The organism is Phenylobacterium sp. (assembly GCF_030680185.1).
In the GTDB taxonomy this organism is placed as follows: domain Bacteria; phylum Pseudomonadota; class Alphaproteobacteria; order Caulobacterales; family Caulobacteraceae; genus Phenylobacterium.
The window spans coordinates 1-15,668 of record NZ_JAUXVZ010000004.1 but is presented as its reverse complement, the minus strand read 5'-3'; the positions used below and the strand labels follow the sequence as shown (position 1 = coordinate 15,668).

The 15,668-nt window shown below is 68.6% G+C and carries 21 protein-coding genes; 14 read left to right on the top strand and 7 right to left on the bottom strand.

Going from position 1 to position 15,668, the window contains the following annotated elements; translation table 11 throughout:
- The first annotated feature begins 47 nt into the window (after positions 1 to 47).
- From rpsA to Q8L83_RS00080, 10 genes are all read left to right on the top strand, one after another.
- The gene (gene rpsA, locus Q8L83_RS00125; RefSeq protein WP_305284075.1) at positions 48 to 1,754 is read left to right on the top strand and encodes a 30S ribosomal protein S1; all 1,707 of its coding nucleotides are present in this window, start codon (positions 48 to 50) and stop codon (positions 1,752 to 1,754) included.
- 164 nt (positions 1,755 to 1,918) lie between these two features.
- Positions 1,919 to 2,200 (top strand): integration host factor subunit beta, encoded by a 282-nt coding sequence (locus Q8L83_RS00120; RefSeq protein ID WP_293411484.1) that lies wholly within the window; start codon positions 1,919 to 1,921, stop codon positions 2,198 to 2,200.
- A 60-nt stretch (positions 2,201 to 2,260) separates the two neighbouring features.
- Positions 2,261 to 2,707, top strand: a complete 447-nt coding sequence (mscL, locus tag Q8L83_RS00115) for a large-conductance mechanosensitive channel protein MscL (protein ID WP_305284074.1) — start codon at positions 2,261 to 2,263, stop codon at positions 2,705 to 2,707.
- A 51-nt stretch (positions 2,708 to 2,758) separates the two neighbouring features.
- Positions 2,759 to 3,409: a phosphoribosylanthranilate isomerase gene (locus Q8L83_RS00110; RefSeq protein WP_305284073.1), complete on the top strand. Its 651-nt coding sequence runs from the start codon at positions 2,759 to 2,761 to the stop codon at positions 3,407 to 3,409.
- Positions 3,410 to 3,437: 28 nt separating this feature from the next.
- Complete coding sequence (gene trpB / locus Q8L83_RS00105) at positions 3,438 to 4,667, top strand: tryptophan synthase subunit beta (RefSeq protein WP_305284072.1); 1,230 nt, start codon at positions 3,438 to 3,440, stop codon at positions 4,665 to 4,667.
- Entirely contained in the window at positions 4,664 to 5,494 is an 831-nt protein-coding gene (gene trpA, locus Q8L83_RS00100) for a tryptophan synthase subunit alpha (RefSeq protein ID WP_305284071.1), read from the top strand. The genes trpB and trpA overlap by 4 nt, the downstream gene beginning before the upstream one ends.
- Positions 5,495 to 5,503: 9 nt before the next feature.
- Positions 5,504 to 6,427 (top strand): acetyl-CoA carboxylase, carboxyltransferase subunit beta, encoded by a 924-nt coding sequence (gene accD / locus Q8L83_RS00095; RefSeq protein WP_305284070.1) that lies wholly within the window; start codon positions 5,504 to 5,506, stop codon positions 6,425 to 6,427.
- Positions 6,428 to 6,478: 51 nt separating this feature from the next.
- Positions 6,479 to 7,798: a folylpolyglutamate synthase/dihydrofolate synthase family protein gene (locus tag Q8L83_RS00090; RefSeq protein ID WP_305284069.1), complete on the top strand. Its 1,320-nt coding sequence runs from the start codon at positions 6,479 to 6,481 to the stop codon at positions 7,796 to 7,798.
- 91 nt (positions 7,799 to 7,889) lie between these two features.
- Positions 7,890 to 8,435 (top strand): hypothetical protein, encoded by a 546-nt coding sequence (locus tag Q8L83_RS00085; protein ID WP_305284068.1) that lies wholly within the window; start codon positions 7,890 to 7,892, stop codon positions 8,433 to 8,435.
- A gap of 25 nt (positions 8,436 to 8,460) precedes the next feature.
- Entirely contained in the window at positions 8,461 to 9,129 is a 669-nt protein-coding gene (locus Q8L83_RS00080; RefSeq protein WP_305284067.1) for a hypothetical protein, read from the top strand.
- Positions 9,130 to 9,210: 81 nt separating this feature from the next.
- On the opposite strand, the gene Q8L83_RS00075 is transcribed toward Q8L83_RS00080, so the two are convergent.
- On the bottom strand, positions 9,211 to 10,164 hold the full coding sequence (locus Q8L83_RS00075; RefSeq protein ID WP_305284066.1) for an SDR family NAD(P)-dependent oxidoreductase: 954 nt from the start codon (positions 10,162 to 10,164) through the stop codon (positions 9,211 to 9,213).
- A 111-nt stretch (positions 10,165 to 10,275) separates the two neighbouring features.
- Between Q8L83_RS00075 and Q8L83_RS00070 the strand changes: the two genes are divergently transcribed.
- Positions 10,276 to 10,848, top strand: a complete 573-nt coding sequence (locus Q8L83_RS00070; protein WP_305284065.1) for a TetR/AcrR family transcriptional regulator — start codon at positions 10,276 to 10,278, stop codon at positions 10,846 to 10,848.
- A 2-nt stretch (positions 10,849 to 10,850) separates the two neighbouring features.
- Here Q8L83_RS00070 and Q8L83_RS00065 read toward each other — a convergent pair whose 3' ends face one another.
- Entirely contained in the window at positions 10,851 to 11,927 is a 1,077-nt protein-coding gene (locus tag Q8L83_RS00065) for a methyl-accepting chemotaxis protein (RefSeq protein ID WP_305284064.1), read from the bottom strand.
- Between the two features lie 239 nt (positions 11,928 to 12,166).
- Between Q8L83_RS00065 and Q8L83_RS00060 the strand changes: the two genes are divergently transcribed.
- Together Q8L83_RS00060 and Q8L83_RS00055 are read left to right on the top strand one after the other, a co-directional pair.
- Positions 12,167 to 12,325 (top strand): hypothetical protein, encoded by a 159-nt coding sequence (locus tag Q8L83_RS00060; protein ID WP_305284063.1) that lies wholly within the window; start codon positions 12,167 to 12,169, stop codon positions 12,323 to 12,325.
- A gap of 71 nt (positions 12,326 to 12,396) precedes the next feature.
- On the top strand, positions 12,397 to 12,726 hold the full coding sequence (locus Q8L83_RS00055) for a hypothetical protein (RefSeq protein WP_305284062.1): 330 nt from the start codon (positions 12,397 to 12,399) through the stop codon (positions 12,724 to 12,726).
- A 9-nt stretch (positions 12,727 to 12,735) separates the two neighbouring features.
- On the opposite strand, the gene Q8L83_RS00050 is transcribed toward Q8L83_RS00055, so the two are convergent.
- The 4 genes from Q8L83_RS00050 to Q8L83_RS00035 form a co-directional block, all read right to left on the bottom strand.
- A complete protein-coding gene (locus Q8L83_RS00050) occupies positions 12,736 to 13,386 on the bottom strand; it encodes a hypothetical protein (protein ID WP_305284061.1) in 651 nt (216 codons plus the stop codon).
- Positions 13,387 to 13,485: 99 nt separating this feature from the next.
- On the bottom strand, positions 13,486 to 13,887 hold the full coding sequence (locus Q8L83_RS00045; RefSeq protein ID WP_305284060.1) for a GFA family protein: 402 nt from the start codon (positions 13,885 to 13,887) through the stop codon (positions 13,486 to 13,488).
- 5 nt (positions 13,888 to 13,892) lie between these two features.
- Positions 13,893 to 14,243 carry a DUF2200 domain-containing protein gene (locus Q8L83_RS00040; RefSeq protein WP_305284059.1) on the bottom strand — a complete coding sequence of 117 codons (351 nt, stop codon included), beginning with the start codon at positions 14,241 to 14,243 and terminating at the stop codon, positions 13,893 to 13,895.
- Between the two features lie 62 nt (positions 14,244 to 14,305).
- The gene (locus Q8L83_RS00035) at positions 14,306 to 14,683 is read right to left on the bottom strand and encodes a nuclear transport factor 2 family protein (RefSeq protein ID WP_305284058.1); all 378 of its coding nucleotides are present in this window, start codon (positions 14,681 to 14,683) and stop codon (positions 14,306 to 14,308) included.
- Positions 14,684 to 14,771: 88 nt separating this feature from the next.
- Here Q8L83_RS00035 and Q8L83_RS00030 point away from each other — a divergent pair, with 88 nt between their 5' ends.
- Positions 14,772 to 14,984, top strand: a complete 213-nt coding sequence (locus Q8L83_RS00030; RefSeq protein WP_305284057.1) for a DUF4287 domain-containing protein — start codon at positions 14,772 to 14,774, stop codon at positions 14,982 to 14,984.
- A gap of 78 nt (positions 14,985 to 15,062) precedes the next feature.
- On the opposite strand, the gene Q8L83_RS00025 is transcribed toward Q8L83_RS00030, so the two are convergent.
- On the bottom strand, positions 15,063 to 15,668 hold a 606-nt coding region (locus Q8L83_RS00025; RefSeq protein WP_305284055.1), incomplete at its 5' end, for a nitronate monooxygenase family protein.

Here is a 15,668-nt window from a genome sequence, read left to right as displayed (position 1 = left end):
ACCGTGCGCGGCCAGGGCCCTGAGGTCAATTCGAACGAAAGAACACTATGGCTGACGATATGAGCCTCTCCCCCTCCCGCGACGACTTCGCCGCCCTCCTCGACGAGTCGCTCGGCGGCCGTGACTTCATGGAAGGCACCGTGGTCAAGGGCCAGGTGGTGGGCGTCGAAAAGGACTTCGCCATCATCGATGTGGGCCTCAAGACCGAGGGCCGGGTCCTGATGAAGGAGTTCACCCAGGACGACGGCACCCTGACCCTGAAGGTCGGCGACACCGTCGAGGTCTTCCTCGAGCGCGTCGAAAACGCCATGGGCGAGGCGGTCATCAGCCGCGACAAGGCCCGCCGCGAAGAAGCCTGGACCCGTCTGGAGGGCGTCTACGCCCTGAACGAGCCGGTCATGGGCGCCATCGTCGGCCGCGTGAAGGGCGGCTTCACCGTCGATCTCGGCGGCGCCTCGGCCTTCCTGCCGGGCAGCCAGGTCGATATCCGCCCCGTGCGCGATGTCGGCCCGCAGATGGGCAAGGAACAGCCCTTCGCCATCCTCAAGATGGACCGTCCCCGCGGCAATATCGTCGTCTCGCGTCGCGCCATCCTGGAAGAAGCCCGCGCCGAACAGCGCACCGAGCTGGTGGCCCAGCTGCAGGAAGGCGAAGTCCGCGAAGGCGTGGTCAAGAACATCACCGACTACGGCGCGTTCGTGGACCTGGGCGGCATCGACGGCCTGTTGCACGTCACCGACATGAGCTGGAAGCGCGTCAACCATCCGAGCCAGGTGCTGGCGGTGGGCGACACGGTCAAGGTGCAGATCGTCAAGATCAACCCCGACACCCAGCGCATCTCGCTCGGCATGAAGCAGCTCCAGTCCGACCCCTGGGACGGCGTGGAAGCCAAGTATCCCGTCGGCGCCAAGTTCACCGGCCGGATCACCAACATCACCGACTACGGCGCCTTCGTGGAGCTGGAAGCCGGCGTCGAGGGTCTGGTCCACGTTTCGGAAATGTCCTGGACCAAGAAGAACGTCCATCCGGGCAAGATCGTCTCCACCAGCCAGGAAGTCGAAGTCGTCGTCCTGGACGTCGATCCGTCCAAGCGTCGGGTGTCGCTGGGCCTCAAGCAGGCCATGGCCAATCCCTGGGACGCCTTCCTGGAAACCCACCCGGTCGGTTCGACCGTCGAGGGCGAGGTCAAGAACGCCACCGAGTTTGGTCTGTTCATCGGCCTGGAAAACGACATCGACGGCATGGTCCACCTGTCCGATCTGGACTGGACCGCGCCCGGCGAGGAAGTCATCACGCGCTACCAGAAGGGCGAGATGGTCAAGGCTCAGGTCCTGGACGTCGACGTCGAGAAGGAGCGTATCTCGCTCGGCATCAAGCAACTGGCCGGCGACCCGATGGCTGGCGATTCCTACCGCAAGGGCCAGACCGTGACCGTCACGGTCACCGAGGTCACCACCGGCGGCATCGAAGTGCGTCTGGGCGATGAAGAAGCCCCGATGACGGCCTTCATCCGCAAGTCGGACCTGTCGCGCGACCGCGCCGACCAGCGCCCCGAGCGCTTCGCCGTGGGCGACCGCGTCGATGCTCAGGTGGCCAATGTCGACAAGGCGGCCCGTCGCCTGTCCCTGTCGATCAAGGCCTTGGAAATGGCCGAGGAAAAGGAAGCCATCGAGCAGTTCGGCTCGTCGGACTCCGGCGCCTCCCTGGGCGACATCCTGGGTGCGGCCCTGCGCGAAAAGGGCGGCAAGGACTAAGAGTCCTTTAGCCTCTCGTAAGCTGAATGAGGCCTCGTCCGGTTTTCCGGGCGGGGCCTTTTTCTTGGTCGATCCTCCGCCGACGGTTGAGCTTGGCCGGATCGAGCCTTGATCATCCCCAGGGACTCGCCCATGGTCGCGGCCGCCGAAAGAGCGAAAGACCTATGATCAAATCTGAACTGATCGCCCGTCTGGCCGAAGAAAACCCCCATCTCACGCAGCGCGACATCGAGCGCGTGGTGGGCGTGATCCTGGAGCGGATGATTGTCGCCCTGGAAGAGGGCGGCCGTGTCGAGCTTCGCGGCTTCGGCGCCCTTTCGGTGCGCGCCCGCGACGCCCGCTCGGGCCGTAATCCGCGCACCGGCGAGCCGGTGGACGTCCGCGCCAAGCATGTGCCCTTCTTCAAGAGCGGCAAGGAACTGCGCGAGCGGTTGAACGCTGATTGAGGCTGCGGTCGCCCGCGGCGGCCCATCTTGTTGTCCTAGCCTGCCCGGAGGAGTCCCGGCTTGAGTATCGTCTCCGAATTCCGTGAGTTCATTTCCCGCGGCAACGTCATCGACCTGGCCGTCGGCGTGATCATCGGCGCCTCGTTCAACGCCATCGTCAAAAGCCTGGTCGATCAGATCATCATGCCGCCCATCGGCCTGCTGACCGGCGGCATCGACTTCTCGCGGCTCAAATGGGTGCTGCGGCCGGAAGACCCCACCACCGAGGCGGTGGAGCAGGTGGCCATCATGTATGGCGCCTTCATCAATACGCTCATCCAGTTCGTGATCGTCGCCTGGGCCGTCTTCATGCTGGTCAAGCTGGTCAACGCCATGCGCCGTAAGGATGCCGAACAGCCCCCCGAGGCCAAGCCGGCCCCGAGCGCCACCGAGACGCTGCTGATGGAGATCCGCGACCAGCTCAAGGTCCAGAACGGCCTCCAGGACGGCGCCCCGCCCAAGGCCTGAGGCGCAAGGCCGCTTGCCCTAAGGCCCCGCCATCCCCTAATCCACGGGACCATGAGCCCTCCCCGTATCGCGACCAAGATCTGCGGCCTGTCGACGCCGCAGGCGATCAGCGCCGCCCTGGACGGCGGGGCGGCCTATCTGGGCTTCGTCTTCTTCGACAAAAGCCCGCGCAACATCGATCTGCACGACGCCGCCCGCCTGGCCGAGCCGGCGCGGGGCCGGGCCCAGATCGTGGCGGTGACCGTCGATCCCTCCGACGCCCTGCTCGACCGGATCGAGGCGGGGCTCAATCCCGACCTCATCCAGCTGCACGGCAAGGAGCCCGCCGAACGGGTGCGGGCCGTAGGCGTGCGCACCGGCGCCAGGACCATCAAGGCCATGTCGATCTCCACCTCGTCCGACCTGGACGTCGCCGTCCGCTATGAGGGCGCGGCCGACCACCTGATGTTCGACGCCAAGCCGCCGCAGGACGCCGTGCTCCCCGGTGGAACCGGCGCGCGTTTCGACTGGAGCCTGATGATCGGCCGCCGTTTCGCCCGGCCCTGGTTCCTCGCCGGCGGCCTCGATCCGTGGAATGTGGCCGAGGCCATCGCGCTCTCCGGCGCGCCGGCGGTGGACGTTTCTTCTGGCGTGGAACGCGGTCCCGGACTAAAGGACCCGGCCTTGATCACGGCGTTCCTGGACGCCGTGCGCCGCGCATGACGAGCATTTTGCAAGGACGCGCCGACCTGTGAACGCCCCCACCCCGCCCGCCACGCCCAACGACTTCGCCGCCTATCCGGACGCCCAGGGGCGCTTCGGCCAGTTCGGCGGTCGCTATGTGGCCGAGACGCTGATGCCGCTGGTCCTGGACCTGGAGGCCGCCTATCTGGCGACCCGCGAGGACGCGGAATTCCAGGCCGAGATGGCCGACCTGCTGACCCACTATGTGGGCCGCCCCTCGCCGCTCTATTTCGCCGAGCGCCTGACCGAGCATTTCGGCGGCGCGAAGATCTATTTCAAGCGCGAGGACCTGAACCACACCGGCGCGCACAAGATCAACAACTGCATCGGCCAGATCCTGCTGGCCCGGAAGATGGGCAAGACCCGGATCATCGCCGAGACCGGCGCGGGCCAGCATGGGGTGGCCACGGCCACCGTCTGCGCCCGGTTCGGCCTGCCGTGCGTGGTCTATATGGGCGCCGTCGATGTGGAGCGGCAGAAGCCCAATGTGTTCCGCATGAACCTGCTGGGCGCCGAGGTCACCCCGGTGACCAGCGGCGCCTCGACGCTGAAGGACGCCATGAACGAGGCCCTGCGCGACTGGGTCACGAACGTGGAGGACACCTATTACCTGATCGGCTCGGCGGCCGGTCCGCACCCCTATCCGATGATGGTCCGCGACTTCCAGGCGATCATGGGCCGCGAGATCCGCGAGCAGATCCTGGAGGCCGAAGGCCGCCTGCCCGACGCCGTGGTCGCCTGCGTCGGCGGCGGCTCCAACGCCATCGGCACCTTCCACCCCTTCCTGAACGACGAGCAGGTGCGGATCATCGGGGTCGAGGCGGCCGGCGACGGCATGGGCACAGATCGCCACGCCGCGGCCATCAATGGCGGCCGTCCCGGCGTTCTGCATGGCAACAAGACCTACCTGCTGCAGGACGCCGAAGGCCAGATCACCGAGGCCCACTCCATCTCGGCCGGCCTCGACTATCCCGGCATCGGGCCCGAGCATTCCTGGCTGCACGATGTGGGCCGGGCGCAGTATCTGACCGCCACCGATATCGAGGCCCTGGACGCCTTCAAGCTCTGCGCCGAGCTCGAGGGCATCATCCCGGCCCTGGAATCCTCGCATGCCATCGCCCGCCTGCCCGACATCGCCCGCAAGGTCGGCAAGGGCGGGATTGTGGTGATGAATCTGTCGGGCCGCGGCGACAAGGACGTGGCCACAGTGGCCGACCACCTGGGACGCACGATTTGACGAAATCCCGTATCGAGGCGCGGTTCGCCGCCCTGAAGGCCCAGGATCGGGCCGCCTTCGTCGCCTATGTGATGGCCGGCGATCCCGACCGCGCCACGGCGCTGAAGATCCTGCAGGGCCTGCCCGCCGCCGGCGCCGATCTGATCGAGCTGGGCTTTCCCTTCTCCGACCCCATGGCCGAGGGGCCGCCGATCCAGAAGGCCGCCCAGCGCGCCCTGAAGGATGGCATGACCCTGAAGGGCGTGCTCGATCTGGCCGCCGAGTTCCGCCAGGGCGACGACACCACGCCGCTGATCATGATGGGCTATCTGAACCCGCTGGTGACCTGGGGCTTCGAAGCCTTCGCCCAGGCCGCCGCCAAGGCCGGGATCGACGGCCTGATCATCGTCGACTGCCCGCCGGAGGAGGCCGATCCCCTGGCCGACGCCCTGGACGCGGCCGATATCTCCCTGATCCGCCTGGCCACGCCGACCACCGACGATAAGCGTCTGCCGGTGGTGCTGCGGCGGACCTCGGGCTTTGTCTATTACGTCTCGGTGACCGGGGTGACCGGCGCCAAGGAGGCCGACGCCGAGGCCGTGCGCCCCGCCGTGGCCCGCATCCGCGCCGCCTCGGGCCTGCCGGTGGCTGTGGGATTCGGCATCCGCACGCCGGAGCGCGCTGGCGCCATCGCCCAGGTGGCCGACGCTGCGGTGGTCGGCTCGGCCCTGGTGGACGAGGTGGCCGACGCGTTGGCGATGAACGAAGACGTGACCGAGCGGGTTCTTTCCAAAGTCCGAGCCCTGGCCGAGGCTGTGCGCCGGGCCAGAACCTCCCTCCCCGCCTAGATCGAAAACATGGCAGACCCGAAGACCGAAAAACCCGCCCGCCCGCCGGCCCGTCCCCAGGGGACCCAGGGCGGCTGGCTGTCGCGGATTGCGCCCGGCATCCGCAACGCCTTCGTCAAGCGCGAGACGCCGGAGAACCTGTGGGTCAAATGCCCCGACAGCGGCGAGATGATCTATCGCCCGGACCTGGAGGCCGCCCTGTGGGTGACCCCCTCGGGCCACCATATGCGCATCGGCGCCAAGGACCGGCTGACCATCACCTTCGATGATGGCGTGTTCGAAAAGATCTCCACCCCGCAGGTGGTCGAAGACCCGCTGAAATTCCCCGACGACCGGCCCTATGGCGAGCGCCTGAAGGCGGCCCGCAAGGCCACCGGCGAGCAGGACGCCATGGCCATCGGCGTCGGCAGGATCGGCGGCCTGGAGACGGTCGTCGTCGTGCAGGACTTCGCCTTCATGGGCGGGTCCCTGGGCATGGCGGCCGGCGAGACCTTCATCAAGGCCGCCCATGAGGCCATCGCCCGGCAATGCCCGTTCGTGATCTTCACCGCCTCGGGCGGGGCGCGGATGCAGGAGGGGACGCTGTCCCTGATGCAGATGGCCCGCACCACTCTGGCGGTGAACGAGCTACGCGCCGCGGGCCTGCCCTATATCGTCGTGCTGACCGACCCCACTTCGGGCGGGGTGACGGCCTCCTACGCCATGCTGGGCGATGTGCACCTGGCCGAGCCCAATGCGATGATCGCCTTTTCCGGGCGCCGCGTGATCGAGCAGACCATTCGCGAGATCCTGCCGCCGGGCTTCCAGCGCTCGGAATTCCTGGCCGAGCGGGGCATGGTCGACCGGGTGGTCAGCCGCCCGGATCTGCCGGCCATGCTGTCTTCGATCCTCACCACCCTGATGATGGGACGCGCCCGCTCAACAGCCGCCTGACTCCCGCCAAAGCTATCCTCCCCCAAGGCCCCGCCGCGCGAGCGCTCGCCCATGTATGATCCGATCCGGGCGTCCGATGCGGTCATCGCCCGCCTGCGCGCCAATCATCCCAGCCTGATTGACCTGACCACCGGCCGGGTCGAGCGCCTGCTGGCGGCCCTGGATCACCCCGAACGTCGCCTTCCGCCTGTGATCCATGTGGCCGGCACCAACGGCAAGGGCTCGACGGTGGCCTATATGCGCGCCATGGCCGAGGCCGCTGGCTTGTCGGTCCACGCCCTCACCTCGCCGCATCTGGTCCGCTTCGCCGAGCGCATCCGGGTGGCCGGCGAACTGATCGGCGATGACCGGCTGGAAGCCCTGATCGTCGAGATCGAGACGGCCAACGCCGGCGAGCCGATCAGCTTTTTCGAGATCACCACGGTGCTGGCCCTGCAGGCCTTCGCCCAGACGCCGGCCGATCTCTGCCTGATCGAGGTGGGCCTGGGCGGTCGGTTCGACGCCACCAACGTCTTTGAAGCCCCGGCGCTCAGCGTCATCACGCCGGTGGACTACGACCATCTGGAGATGCTGGGGCCGGAGCTGTCCAAGATCGCCTGGGAGAAGGCCGGGATCATCAAGGCCGGGCGGCCGGTGGTGGTCGCCCGCCAGATGGACGAGGCCCTGGCCGCCATCGAGGCCGAGGCCCGGAGTCTTTCGGCCCCGCTCACCCTGATGGGGCGGGACTTCGACGCCTGGGAGGCGGGCGGCCGCCTGCTGGTGCAGACGCCCGAGCGGCTGCTGGATCTGCCGCCGCCGGCCCTGTTTGGCCCCCACCAGTTCGCCAATGCCGGCCTGGCGGTCGCCGCCCTGCTGGCCCTGAATGATCCCCGCATCGAAGAGGACGCCATGGCCCGGGGTCTGGCCGCCACGGTCTGGCCCGCCCGTTTCCAGCGCCTGCGGGAGGGGACGCTTGGCAGGATGGCGCAGGAACGCGGGGCCGATCTCTGGCTGGACGGCGGCCACAATCCCCACGCCGGCGCGGCGCTGGCCCAGGCCGTGGCGCGCCTGACCGCCCGGGATCCGCGGCCGGTGGTGCTGGTCAGCGCCATGTTCGCCCGCAAGGACGCGCAGGGCTTCTTCGCCCCCTTCGCAGACCTCGCCCCCCGCGTCGTCGCCACCAGCTTCGATTCCCCCAACGCCGCCCCGGCCGAGGAGATCGCCGCGGCTGCGCGCGCCGCGGGTCTGGAGGCGCAGACGGCTGCGGACGTCACCGCCGCCCTGGCGGCGGCCCTGGCGCTGGACGGCCCACCGCCCCACGTCCTGGTCTGCGGCGGCCTGCACTTCGCCGGCGAGGTCCTGGCCATGGACCCGGAGACCTGGCCACGCTGAGCTTGGCGCCATAGGCCGAGATTTCGAGTCCCCAAGGCGCGGCCTGGGCCATATGCTGACTTGAGTGGCCTCTGAACATGGGAGATCGGGCATGACGAGTTCCGCGATTGTCCGCCGGCTGGCGATTGGCGCAGGGGCGCTGGCTCTGCTGGCTGGGTGCTCGGACCGCGAGCGTGACAGGGCCGAGCCGCCGGCCGCCGAGGCGCCGCCCGCGCCCGCCGCCGCACCGGAGACCACGCCCCCCGTCCCGACGCTGCCGGCCGTCGACGTGGCCAACGCCGAACAGTTCGTCACGGACGAGGGCGACCGGCTCGAGACCCTGACCTTCGACACCGTGGGCGAGATGACGGTGGAGGGGGTGGCCGACGGCGCCGTGGCGCCGATCTACGCCGTGCCGGTGGCGGCCGGTCAGACCCTGACGGCCAAGCTGGAGTCGTCGAGCAGCAACATCTATTTCAACGTCAGCGACGCCGCCGATCACAGTGGCGCGGCCCTGTTCCGCGGCGAGGTCGAGGGCGAGGCGGCCAGCCTCACCGCCCCGCGCGACATGACCTATGTGCTGACGCCGTTCCAGCCGCGGGCGAGCGCCCGGCGCGGGGAAACCGCCCCTTATCGCCTGACCGTGGCGCGGAACTGAGCCGCGGCCGGCGCGGGCGCGGGCCGTGGACTTCCTCAAGATCCTGCGCAGCTTCGAGGACTTTGTCTTCGAGGCGGTCAGCTGGCTGATCTTCTACCCGCTCACCCTTTGGCGGATCATGCGCCATCCGGTGCGCACCATGAACTATTCCGACGCCGAGCAAAGCCAGGACGGCGAGGCGCGGTATGACGACGCCATCAGCCCGCCCCTGGTGCTGCTGGCGACCCTCGTGCTGACAAATATGGTGGGGGTCGCGCTTCACCAGCAGCTCCCCGCGAGCGAAAGCACCCTGTTGCACACGATCACCGCCTCGCCTCAGAACCTGGTGCTCTTCCGCTCGCTGATGTTCAGTCTCATCCCCATGACCGCCGCGGTCAGTCTGGTCCGACGCCGGGGGGAGCGTCTGAGTCGTGAGAGCGTCCGCGCGCCGTTCTACGCCCAGTGCTACCTGACCGCGCCCCTAGCGGGCGTGATCTCGCTCGCCGGCGTCTTCCTCCAGCGCGCGCATGGCGCCCATCCGGTGGCGGTCACCGCCATGGTCATGGCGCTGGCCTGGTTTCTGGCCGCCCAGACGGCCTGGTATCGGGAGAAACTGGCGATCAGCTGGGGTGCGGCGGGCTACCTGGCGCTCCGGGGTCTGTTACTGGCCGGGCTGATCAATATCACGCTCGCTATCCCGATCGCCTTGATCTGAAGCCGGCGGCGGGCCCGCCGGGATCGCCCCATCGCTTGATCTGAAGCCGGCGGCGGACCCCGGGACCGCCGCCGACAGAAGTCAGAAGGTCTCGCCGACCATCTCCTCGCTCTTGGCCCAGAGGGCCGCGGCGTTGGCGGGATCGATGGCATAGGGACGAACCCCGTCGCGGACGGAGACGTCACCCTCCTTCACCGGCGCCACATGGCAGTCCTCGCAATAGCGGCCGCCGACGGCGTCGGCTGGGGCGACGAAGCCCGCCCAGACCGAGGTGGCCGCCCCCTGCGGGATGGTCTTCATCTGGAAGCCCGCCGGACCCGCCGCTTCCAACTGGGCGATCAGGGCGTCGAGATCGGCCTGGCTCATATGGCGCGAGAGCTCGGTCTGGATGCCGCCGGGATGCACGGCGGTGGCGCGGACCCCGCGCTCACGGTGGCGGCGGTCGAACTCCACCGCGAACAGGGCGTTGGCCGTCTTCGAGCGGCCATAGGCGCCAAACGGGGTGTATTCCGTGGTCTCGAAGTTCGGATCGTCCAGATCGACATTGGCGAACCGGTGGCCGGCCGAGGAGAGCGCCACCACCCGGGAGCCCGCCTTCAGCAAGGGCGCCAGCCGGTTGATCAGCACGAAGTGGCCGAGGTGATTGGTCCCGAACTGGGTTTCGAACCCATCGGTCGTGTGACCAAAGGGGGCGGCCATGACGCCGGCGTTGGCGATGATGACGTCGAAGGTCTCGCCCTTGGCCAGCAGGGCTTCGGCGCAGGCCCGTACGCTGGCCAGGCTGGCGAGGTCGAGTTCCACCAGCTCCAGGCCCCCGCCGTTCGCCGTCTGGGTGCGAACCTCCGCGGTGGCGCGCTCGGCCTTGGCCAGGTCTCGTACCGCGCCGACCACATGGGCGCCGCGGGCGGCCAGGGCGCGGGCGGTCTCCACGCCCAGGCCCGCCGAGGCGCCGGTGACCAGCACCCGCTGGCCCGACAGGTCGAGGCTGGCCAGGACCTCGTCGGTGGTGGAGGCAGCTCCAAATTGTCCGCTCATGGACGTATTCTCCGCTAGAGAGGGATCGTGTTCAGGGGCCGCCTGCCCATATTAAGCGGAGGCGACCTCCGGTAATATGCGGAGGCTTCCTCCGTTTTCAAGGGGACCCCATTGAGCGAGCCGCCGGAAAAGCCGCGGAAGCTCCGCGCCGACAGCCAGCGCAACCGCGAGCAGCTGCTGGCGGCGGCCAAGGCCGCCTTCGCCGCCAGCGGCGCCGAGATGCCCCTGGAGGACATTGCGCGCGCCGCCGGCGTGGGCATCGGCACCCTCTATCGCCACTTTCCCAGCCGCGAGGCCCTGCTGGCGGCAGTCTACCGGCGGGAGGTGGAGCAGCTGGCGGCCTCGGCCGAGAGCCTGCTGGCGCAGCGCCCGGCCGGCGAAGCCCTGGAGGCCTGGCTGCATCTGCTGGTGGACTATATGGCCACCAAGCGGGTGATCGCCCCGGCCCTTCAGGCCTCAGCCGGCGAGGGCGCCGAGGCCTATGCCAGCGGCGGGGCGGTGGTGACCGAGGCCATGAACCGCCTGCTGGAGGCCGCCATCGATGCTCGCGCCGTGCGCGCCGACATCGGGTCTCAGGACCTCTATCGCGCCGTCATCGGCATGAGCTTCGGCTACGACCAGCCCGACTGGGAGGCCAGCGCGCGGCGGCTGATCAGCGTGCTGATGGCGGGATTGCGAAGCTGATCTCAGGCGGCCTTGGCCGCGCCCGAGGCGGCGGGCTGCGGCTCGGCCTGGACGATGCAGCCGTACCATCCGAGACCGCGATAGGTCTCGTAGCCAGGGGTGAGCGCGTAGCCGACGGTGGCCTGGGCGGCGGCGTAGCTGCCCATCCCCGCCGCATCGCCTGGCAGCGCGAAGGTCTCTTCCAGCTCCCCGCGGCGATCGGAGGCGGCCAGCACGCGGCCGGCATGGTCCAGCAGCAGGACGCGGGAACGGGCGCGTTCCTCCTCGGTCAGACGCACCCCATCGACCACCGCATGGGCCTGGGGCCGCCAGTCGAAATGGATGCCGAGCACACCCAGCACCCTGCCGTTGGCGTCGCCATTGGCGCGGATGGCCGCGGCGTAGGTGGCCACGGGGGCGTCATTCAGCAGGGGCGCCTTGGCCACATCACAGGCGACGAAGTCATTGCCCGAGGCGGTGCGCTTGGCTTGGGAAAACCACGAGGCGGACGCCACCGAGGCGCCGCGCACGCCAGGATAGCGGTCGGGCCGGCCGGTGGCGATCACGCGGCCCTGGTCGTCGCAGATCCAGAGATCGAGATAGACGGTATAGGCGTCGAGGATGACCTTCAGCCGCTCGGAGGCGTACTGGGCCGCGGCGTCGGACGCGTTGGCGACGCACTCGACGACGGCGGAATCCGTCGCCCACCAGCGAACGTCGCAGGTGCGCTCATAGAGGTTGCGGTCGATGATCTCGATGGCGTTGAGCGCCAGGTCCGCCAGGCGCTGGCCGCGCAGATGCGAGAGGATCGCCGCGCCGATATCGCTCAGTTCGTTCAGATCGGCGTGAACCTCGCTCTGCAGGGCGTGGGTGACCTCGTCGATCTCGGCCGAGATCCGCTTGAACTCCTCGGCCACGACGGCGAACGCCTTGCCGGCCTCGCCGGCGCGGGCGGCGGTGATCATGGCGTTGATCGCCAGCATCTTGGCTTCGCGGTTGATCGAGGCGATCTCGCCGATGCTGGAGCCGGCCACCTTGGACAGTCGCGCCGACAGCTCCAGGATGCGTTCCGGGGCCAGGCCCCCGTCGGATTTGGACACGTCACACCCCACCAGCGCCGCGAATCACAGTCCCGGTGCGGATAAAGCCTAGGTGACATGTGTTACCTGCAAGTGGCGCGTGGGGGTGACGACTCGACTTGAGCGACGATGCCCACGCCTTGGGCGAGGCGTGCGCCGCGCCTTGACGGCCATGGCGCGGGATGGCGCAAATGGCGAAGGCTCGGCGTAGGGTCGGGACAGGATAGAGGTCGGTCATGGGGACGGGCTTGAAGCGACTCATGCGCTTGTTTCCACGGCTTCCCGACAGGCCCACCTCCGAGGAGGCGCGTCTCTATCTGCGCCACGCCAGGGGCCATCGGGCGACGCCCTTCGACCGCTGGATCAACCGCCGGGTCAAGACCGAGCCCCGCCGGCCGCCCAAGGTGCTGGAGGATTAGGCGCGCACAGGCCGACCGCGATCGGACGTGGCGGCTTGGCTTGGACGCCCTCGCCGGGCTAAGGGCCTCCCATGGCGCGCAACAAGCAGAACCCCGAATTTGCGATCGTGGTCGACGGGGAGGCCTATGTCTGGCGCATTCAGCGCCAGCCCCAGTGGTCCAGCGATACGGCCGGATGGCGCGGCATGGCCATCGCCGTCCGCCACCAGGAGGGCCAGCGCGAGGCTGTGGTGGAGTTTCCCCCCGGGCGCCAGCCCAAGTACGGCGCCCCCCAGCTCCAGCCCTCGCAGATCGGGACCGAGCTGGTGGCCCGGGCCATCGCCTCGGCCATCGGGGCCGGATGGGAGCCCCTGTCCCGGGGCAAGACGGTGACCATCGTCGTCGACGCCGAGGGCAAGTGAGACGGGTCGCTAAGTCAGCGTCTGCAAGAGCCAACTGAGCAGGGTGACGGCTAAGATCGCGAGCAGCAGATAACGCCACAGGGCAGAATTAGGCCGTTCGCGTTTCGCGGGCCGTTCGCGCCGCGCAGGCCGCGCAGGCTGCACGGCTGCGGCGCGCAGGAGCACCCAGTCGAGCGGCGCCTCCTCATCGTCATAGACGAAGCCCGTATAGTGGCGGACGAGCTGCATGGGGACCTCGAAGACGTAATCGACGTCGTCCTCGCCCGCCTGCGCCTTAAGCGCCTTGGCCTCGAGATCCGCGAGGATGGCCGGCGGCGATCCCTCCACCGCCAGGGGGCGGGCCTCGTCGTCGGGATCGTGCGTCACTGACCACTGGAGCTGGCCGCCCTGGTATCCGTGGGCCTCGGAATACATGACGATGGTGGACATCTCGCATCCGACCGCCATCTGATCGGTGACAGCGGCGGCCGTGGCGAGGTCATCGGCCAAGTCCAGTCCCTGTATGCTCGTCACGACGAACCAGCCCCCGGGAAATGTCCGACAGGCGAAGTCGCCAGAAAACATGTAGTCGCTCGGCGCATCGGGTACGGGCTCCAGCCCAAGCGCCCCCAGAACCTCTTCCTGCGAGGCGCCCTGCACCCCGATCCAAGCCGCCCTCATGGCGCGGTCTCCGCCTGTTTAGCGCCAAGGCGCGTTGAGGCGCGATGCTACCGAAGCTGAGCTGTGCATCAAGCACAAATAGAGAACATTTCGCCGCCGTCAGGCCCAGAGGTCGCGGACGCAGCGGCCGGTGGAGGGCAGGTCCTTGAACGTGTCGAGGCCGTCGAAATGGTCGATGGGCAGGTCCGCCACCCCGTCAGGCGGCGCCAGCCTCAGATTGACCGCCATCCGCCGCCGGCCATCCGGCCGCGGGCGCAGACCCCGCCAGGCCAGCACGCAGGCGCAGGTCGGACAGAACAGCACCTCCAGGGACGGGTCGTCCTTGGTGGCGCGGCGGTAGGACGAGGTCGGCCCCTGAACGGCGATGCGCTCATTCTCGTAGTCATAGGCCCAGAGGGTCCCATAGCGGCGGCATAGCGAGCAGTTGCAGGCGGTGATCGAGCCCGGGTCCCCTTCCAGGGTCCAATGGCTCTGGCCGCAGTGGCATGATCCGGTCAGCATGAGGTTCAGCCCCGCAGGATCTTGGCCATGGCCTTGCCCCGGGCCAGTTCGTCGATGAGCTTGTCCAGATAGCGGATCTCCCGCATCAGCGGATCTTCGATCTCCTCGACGCGCACGCCGCAGATCACCCCCTTGATGCCGTCCCGGGCCGGGTTGAGCGCCGGGGCCTCGGCGAAGAAGGTTCGGAAGTCCGACTGATCCGCCAGCCGGGCCGCGAGCCCCTCGGGGCTGTAGCCGGTGAGCCAGAGGATGATCTGATCGACCTCGGCCTTGCGGCGGCCCTTGCGCTCGGCCTTGGTCACATAGAGCGGATAGACGCTGGCGAAGCTGGTCTTGTAGATGCGGTGCTCGGTCATGGGGCGCTCGCTGGGCGGCTGAATGTCCGGTTGCCGGGCATCATGCCTCCTTTGGCCGAAGATCAGAACATCGAGTTGCCGTTCGCCGCCTCGGCGGGCGTGCGCTGGAGCACGTCCCAGTGCTCGACGATCTTGCCGTCTTCGAAGCGGAAGATGTCCATCCCGGCCCAGTCGCGGTCGCCCGGCCATTCCTGGCGGGTATGCAGCACGACGAAGTCGCCTTCGGCCAGCACCCGGATGATATGGACCTGCTTTCCGGGATACTCCGCCGCCATCTGCTCGAAATAGGCGATGAAGCCCGCCTTGCCGTCGGCGACCACCGGATTGTGCTGGATGTAGCGATCGCCGACATAGAGCTCGACCGCCTCGCGGGGCCGACATTGGTTGAACATCAGGTCGTAGAAGTCGCACGCCGTCTGCTTGTTGGCGTCCAGGCTCATGACGGTGTCCTTCGGTTGTCGGGCGCAGGCCGCCACGGTCGTCCTTGGGCATAGCCAAGGCCCGCAAGATCATCGGAAGGACCCTGCCATGACCGACAAGCCGATCAAGGGACCCGCGTCCTACTTTCCCTCCATCGAGAAGACCTATGGCCGCCCGATCGCCGAATGGCAGGCCCTGGTGCGCCAGAACTATCCCGCCAAACACATGGAGCTGGTCGCCCTGCTAAAGACCGAGCACGGCATGGGCCATGGCCACGCCATCGCCATCGTCGCCCACACCCTGGCCGAGGATCAGGGCTAGGCGCATGGTGGGGGTGGGGGCGGCGGCGCGGTCGCTGGCCAGGGAGGCCCGGACGCCCGCGCCGCCGCCGGACGCTTATTAGGCCAGCTCGAACTGGCCGACGCGCTTGCGCAGGATGGCCTCGGCGTCGGCCATGATCTTGTCGACCAGGTCCTTCACCGTCGGGATGTCGTGGATCAGGCCCGCGACCATGCCACAGGACCAGCCGCCGGCGTCCATATTCCCGTCGCGCATGATGGCCGGATAGACGCCGGCCACTTCCGGGGCGATGTCGGCGAAGGTGATGGCGGCGCCCATCTCCTTTTCTTTGGCCAGCAGGCGCTCCACACCGGCGTTCACCAGCACCCGCTCGGTGTTGCGCAGGGGCCGCATGATCAGCCGGGTGTCGAGCTCGCTGGCGTCCACCAGGGCCTGCTTCACATTGGGATGCACCGGCGCTTCCTGGGTGGCGATAAAGCGGGTGCCCATATTGATCCCGTCGGCGCCGAGGCACAGCGCCGCGGCCAGGGATCGCCCATCGGCCATGCCGCCCGAGGCCAGGAACGGGATCTCCAGCTCCTCGGCCGCCCGGGGCAGGAGGATGAAGTTCGGCACGTCGTCCTCGCCCGGATGGCCGCCGCATTCAAAGCCGTCGACGCTGACCGCGTCGCAGCCGATGGCCTGGGCCTTCACCGCATGGCGCAC